Source organism: Rhodopila sp. (assembly GCF_035548235.1).
Classification (GTDB): domain Bacteria; phylum Pseudomonadota; class Alphaproteobacteria; order Acetobacterales; family Acetobacteraceae; genus Rhodopila.
This window is the reverse complement of record NZ_DASZTJ010000111.1, coordinates 1-5,917: the sequence shown is the minus strand read 5'-3', so window position 1 is coordinate 5,917 and position 5,917 is coordinate 1. Positions and strand designations below refer to the sequence as shown.

The window sequence follows — 5,917 nt, the reverse complement described above, 5'->3', positions numbered from 1 at the left end:
ATGCCGAACTTCGCTTCCGCTCCGCCGGCGATGTCCGGCAGCGTCACCAGCTCCGACACCGACGGCGAGCCCAGCGCCTTGATCCGCGCGGCGATGTCCCGCGCACGGATGGAGGCGGCGGCGGTCCACGCGGCGGGTTCGTTGCCCGGCAGCGTCGGCGCGTCGGCGTCCGCCGTTTCGACGCCGTCGTTGGGCCAGGGCCAGAAGTCGCGATCCAGCGGGTCGATGCGCTGGATGCGCAGGTCGGCATGCGCATAGCCATGGCCGCGCACCGGCACCATCTGCGGTCCGTCCCGTTCGACGATGCCCTGCGACGCGTCCCATGTCAGGCGCGGCGGCGAGGGGCGGAAGGCGAAGCGCAGGGCCTGGGCCGGACCAGACAGGCTCCGGCCGCGCTGATCCGTCAGGCTGCCGGGCGCGAGTTGCAGCGTGTAGGCCGTGTCGGCGGCGAAACCGCCGCTGAGATGGATGATCTGCGGCGCGCTGTCGTCGGCCGCGACCTTCAGGTCGTCGACCGGTGGGCTGATCCGGAACGCATTGCGCGCCTTGAGGATATCCATCGCCGCCGGCGCGGCCGAGAAGGTCAGGTCGATCCGTCGCCGCTGCGGCGTCGAGGCATTGTCAGGACTGGGCGAGCAGGTCGTCAGTCCATCCGCCGAGGCTGCGTTGTAGCCATCTCCGCATTGCAGCGTGTTCAGCACGAACGGCGTCGCCGTCCGCAGCGCCAGCGAGAAGATCGGATCGTCCAGTCCCGGCTCGTCTGACAGCCGCAGCCGCAGGACCACCCGCCGCCGGTCCGGCAACGGCTGGTGCAGCATCACCAGGTAGGTCTGCTTGTCGCCGCGATTGGCCCGCTCCAGCGGCTTGATGTCGAAATCCTCGCGCGTCAGCGTCTGGCTGCCGGCAGAGTCGATGCCGGGCAGGGGCCGCAGCTCGATCGTCAGCAGTCGGGCGAGCGCGGCCGGATCGACCGGGCCGGGGAAGGTCAGGCTGATCGTGTCGAGGTTGGCGATGCCCTCCGGCTGGTCCTGCGGCGCGGTCTGCACCGGTTCGGGCAGCAGCGGCACCAAGGTCAGGTTGCGCGGACCGGCGGCGATCCGTACGCGCTGCAGCGGAGTCCAGGGTTCGGCCGGACGGAACTGCAGCACGCGCGGCCCCAGCCAGCGCCACGCACCGGGCTGCGCCGGCGTCATGGTGACGAAGCGTTCGGGATGGTCCTCGGGACCAGCCTGGGCCGGACCCGTATCGGCGGGAAAGAAGATCGTCACCGGATCCCAGGGCCGGAGGAAATGGTCCGGGACGGCGAGCACGCCGTCGACCCGCTGCGCCTGTTCGGGCGGCGGCGGTGCGTCCGCTGCACGGGCCGGGACCGGCAGCAGGGCCAGGCAGGCGATCAGCAGGGGGACAAGGCACCACCCATCGCGGCGGGCGGAGGGGCCGGTGCCGCAGGGGGGCGTACCGCAGGGGGGCGTACCGCAGTGGGTCGTACCGCAGTGGGTCGTACCGCAGGGACCCGTACCATCCGCGACCGATGCCCAAGGGGCACCAAACCGCCGCCACCGGAAGAGGTCCCGGAAGAGGTCCCGGAAGAGGTCCCGGAGGAGGTCATCGTGCCGGACCGTTGAGAAAAGACGCCGAAGCGGCAGCATGGTCGGTCTCCTGTCGCTCAGCGGGCGCTGTCGGGTGGGGTGAGGCCGGCGGCCAGCAGCAGGCCGCGGATCACGTCCGGTGGAGGGGGGTTGGGATGCGGCGCGATGCCCAGCACGGCGGGCCGTGCCAGCACGGTCGGGGCGTCGGGCGGGACGCTGGCTTCCAGCAGGTAATGGCCGGGCGCCAGGGTCCGCAGCATCGACACGCCGGTCTCCAGCACCGTCCCGTGCTCATCCAGCAGCCGCGCCGCGACGCGGTCGGGGTCGGCGCGCACGCCCAGCCCGACCGGCCCGCCGGCAGTGACGGTGAAGCCGAACACGGCCGCGCCGCCCGGCGGGATGGCGACCGGTGCGCCCAGGCCCTCGGCGACGTTGGTGACCGGGGTGGCGGACAGGTCCAGCGATCCGGAGAGCGGGCCGTCCTGCGGCGCCAGCAGGCGCAGCGTGGCCGCGCCGGCCGGCAGGTAGCGCGCGAACGCGGCGCCCTGGCCGAACAGCACCGGCGCTTCCTCGCCCAGGGCCAGGATCACCGGCGCCGAACTCGACAGCCGCAGCAGGACCGGCGCGGGGGGCGAGAGACGCAGCGCCATCGCCTGGCCCTCCAGGGTGACGCGCTGCGGCAGGGAGACGTCCCGCGGCGTGGCGGCGGGCCAGGGCGAGACGCCCGGCCCCTCGATCCAAAGTGCCACCGCCCCCGTGCCGTGCCTCACATCCGCTCGACCTGGCCCGTCGAGGGCGATCGCCGCGCCTTGCCGGACCCGTCCGTCGGCCTGCTGCACGATGGCCGTCGCGTCGCCGGCGACCATCAGCCGCTGTCCGGCCTGCGCGGCGACCGGCAGGCTGAACGATCCGGCCGCGCCGAAGAAGCGGCGGAACACCTGCCCGGCCGCGAGGGTCCAGGGCGCCTCGACCGGCAGGACCGTCACCGCCGCCGGTGTGGGCGCGTCCGTCGTGTTCACCAGTTCCGCGGTCGTCCAGGACCCGGTCAGGCTGCGGCTGAGCGCCGCGCCGCCGGACCAGACGGTCACCGGATCGGCCGCTGGCGTCACCAGCGCTGTGCCGGCGGCGAGGCTGACATCGATCCGCTTGGCCCCGGCCGGCAGGCGCAGCTTCAGGATGGCGTGTGGTGGGACCAGCCCGGCATAGGCCTGGTCGACCGGCGCCTCGGGCCGCGCCGCCAGCGGAATGGTGCGCAGGGCCAGCCGCAGTGGATCACCGCCGCCGGCGTTCCAGGCGGTGACCGTCTTGCCGCCGCATAGTGCGAAGGCCCCGCCGGATACACCGCTGGATGTGTCACTGGACGCCACGCCGAAGCCGCGGCCGGCATCGATCCCGGGCTGGCCCAGGCCGGAGCTGGCGACATAGGCACAAGGACCGGACGCGGCTGGCAGGATCGCATGCCCGCCGGCCGGAACGGCAACGCCAAGCGGCGCGCCGGGCGCCGTCTGGACGGCCGACAGGCGCACCGCGCCCTGGTGCGGCGCCAGCAGCCACACACGCTCCGACTGCGCCGCGATCGTCGCGTTGGGCGGCGGTTCGGCTGGCTGGTCCGGCGCCGAACTGGCCAGGAGGGCGGCATCGGGGGCGCTGGCGTGCAGCATCAGCGCGCCGGGATCCGCCACCGACGCGGCGAACCAGGGCTGCGTGATGCCGTCGAGCGGGACTTTCGTCAGGGCCACGGTCCCGACCGGAGCAGGGGGCGCCGAGACCGCCCGCGCGGCGAACTGGATCGGCACGGTCCCGCCATCCACGGTCCAGGCCGAAGCGCGCCAGGCGATGGTGCCCTCGGAGATGGTGCCCTGGGGGATGGTGCCCTGGGGGATGGTGCCCTCGGGCACCGGCACGCCGATCACCGGCGCCAGTCCCTGGCTTTGGCCGATGGTCCGCCAGGTGCCGCCGGCGTCGCGCTGTTCGAGGGCGAGGATGATCTCGACCGGCGCTTCCGCCGCTGCCACCAACAGGCCGCCCGCCGGAGCGGTGGGCAGGGTGACGTGCTGCACGCCGGTTCCGGGCAGCCGCAGCGTGCCGGCGGCGGGCAGTGCTGTGTCCGGCTGGTCTTGCGGCAGGGACAGGGTGATCTCGGTCCGAGCGGGTGGGGGGCCGGCGGATTGATCCTGGTCGGAATCGCTTGGGGTGGACTGGTCGGCTCCCTGGCCGGACCCGCCCTGATCGGCGTTCTGGTCGGCGTCCTGCCCACCCTGGCCTGCGCTTTGGTCGGAGGCGTCCTGGCTGCTGCCCTGGTCGTCCCCGGAGTCCCCGGCCATCCCGCTGCTGTCGCCGGTGTCCTGGTCGGCCGCCTGGGTGTTGTCGCCGTCCTGAGTGGCCTGACCGCCGGCCGGGGGCGCCAAGGTCGACAGCACCAGGTGATACGACCCGGCGGCCAACTGGCGGGAGACCGCGATGCTCCAGTCATCGGTCCGTCCCGCCGTGCGCGCCAGCACCGTCCCTGCCGCGTCGCGCAACTCGGCGCGCAGAGGGGTGCGGCCGAAGCTGGTCAGGTTCACCACCCGGGGCGCGGCGATCGCGAACGGCAGGTCGGCCGGCAGCGTCACAAGCCGCGGCACGCCCGGCTGCAGCTGATCGCTATGCAGCCTGATCGTGTAGTCCAGCCGGTCGTTCCGGCCCAGGGCGCTGGCCAGGACGCGGTATTGCCCTGCCGGCAGGTCGATGGCCAGCGGCTGGCCGGCCACGAACCTGGCCAGCGGCGCCGCCGACGGCGGGTCCGCCTGCAGCGCCGCCGTCATCCCGTCGCCGGTCAGGGTCAGCGTCACCTTGGCCGGGCCGGCAAGGCTGAAGGTCCACACATCCGGATCGCGCGGATCGCCGCGCGCCGCCGGCTCCCGCCATTGCAGCGCCTGCGTTGCCTCGAACGGCAGCGGATGCGGCCCATGGCCCGTCAGTGCCACCGGCGTCTCGATCCGGCGCAGGCGCGCGACAACCCGAACGTCGACGCTCGCAGGCTGGACGATGAGGCGGTAGCGGCCGGGGGACAGGTCCTGGTCGATCGACGTGAGGTCGCCGGCGGCGCGGAGCGGCCAGCCGTCGGCATCCTCCAGCCGCGCCGACAACGTCCGGCCGTCGCCCAGCAGGTCGAGGTGGTAGCGGCCCTCGGTCTCGATGTGGATCGGGAACGCGACGCCGCTTCCGGGCATCAGCGTCGCGCGGACGCTGCCGCCGGGCAGCAGGGTGGCGCCTTCGGGCAATGGAGTGGAAGCGGCGACGATCCCCAGCCGGCCGGCCGAATCATGGGCCGTCACGTCCAGGTGGTAGAGGCCGGCGCGGAGATAGCGTTGCAGCAGCATGTTGTTGCCGACGCCGTTCGCGTTCGCCTCGCCCAGGTCGGGAATGAAGGCGGTGCCGATGCGGCCGGCGGTTTTCAGCCGCCCGGTGGTCTGGACCTGGTAGAGCCCGCCTTGGGCCACCGTCAGCGCGAAGCTGGCCTGCTCGTCGCGCTTCAGGTCCAGGAATGCCGGCGTGCCGGCCTGCAGGACAGGCAGCGAAACCGCCGGCGCCGGCGCGGGTGTCGCGGTGGCGGCGGCAGGCAGCAGCGCGACCGCCAGGGTGCGCGGATGATCGGCCGCCGGCAGGGCGACCTGAACCGTCGCTCCGGCCGCGACCGGCCGGGTTTCCAGCGGTTCGGGGCTGGCGACGTCGCGCAGCGTCAGCGTCCCGGCCAGGCGCGTGTGGACCTCCCGCGTCGCGGACTGGCCGGCTTGGAGCGTCTCGACCAGCGGGGAGTCGGCGATCTCCACCGGCAGGGCGCGCGCCGACAGCACGGACGCGGTGTCCGGCACGCGGTTGGCCAGGACGGCGAGTTGGGACTGCGCGTCGATGGTCTGCTCGCCCAGCGACAGGTCGGGCGCGTCGGGACCGGCGGGTTCGGGCTGCGGCGGCGTTACGCCCCGCGGTCCCAGGGTCAGGTCCAGCAGCCCGACGGCGCCGGGCTTCGGCGTCAGCACCAGCACGTACCAGCCCGGCGACAGCGCCCAGGACGATGCGACCGCGCCGCCGCCCTGGGCGTTCATCACCGCCCCCTCGGGCGTGGTGACACGGGCCGTTAGCGGTGGCCCGTCGGCATGGACGCCGACCGTGACGGGGGCCGTGACGCGGAACAGCAGGGTCGTGTCGCCGCGCAGGTTGAACCGCGCCCGCCAGGCACTGCCGGGTCCGATCGCCGGCACGCCGGGGGACGCCAGCACCTGCGCGGCGCCCTCGCGCGCGCCGTTGCCGTTGAGATGGAACCGCACCAGCATCGCGGCCGCCGGCGC

The 5,917-nt window shown here is 74.0% G+C and carries 1 protein-coding gene and 1 pseudogene; both read right to left on the bottom strand.

Translation table 11 applies throughout. The features are described 5' to 3' along the window. Positions 1-1,310, bottom strand: a pseudogene (locus VHB27_RS09785) (alpha-2-macroglobulin); the annotation flags it as partial. A 356-nt stretch (positions 1,311-1,666) separates the two neighbouring features. Next, on the bottom strand, positions 1,667-5,917 hold a 4,251-nt coding region (locus VHB27_RS09780), incomplete at its 5' end, for a hypothetical protein (RefSeq protein ID WP_325599746.1).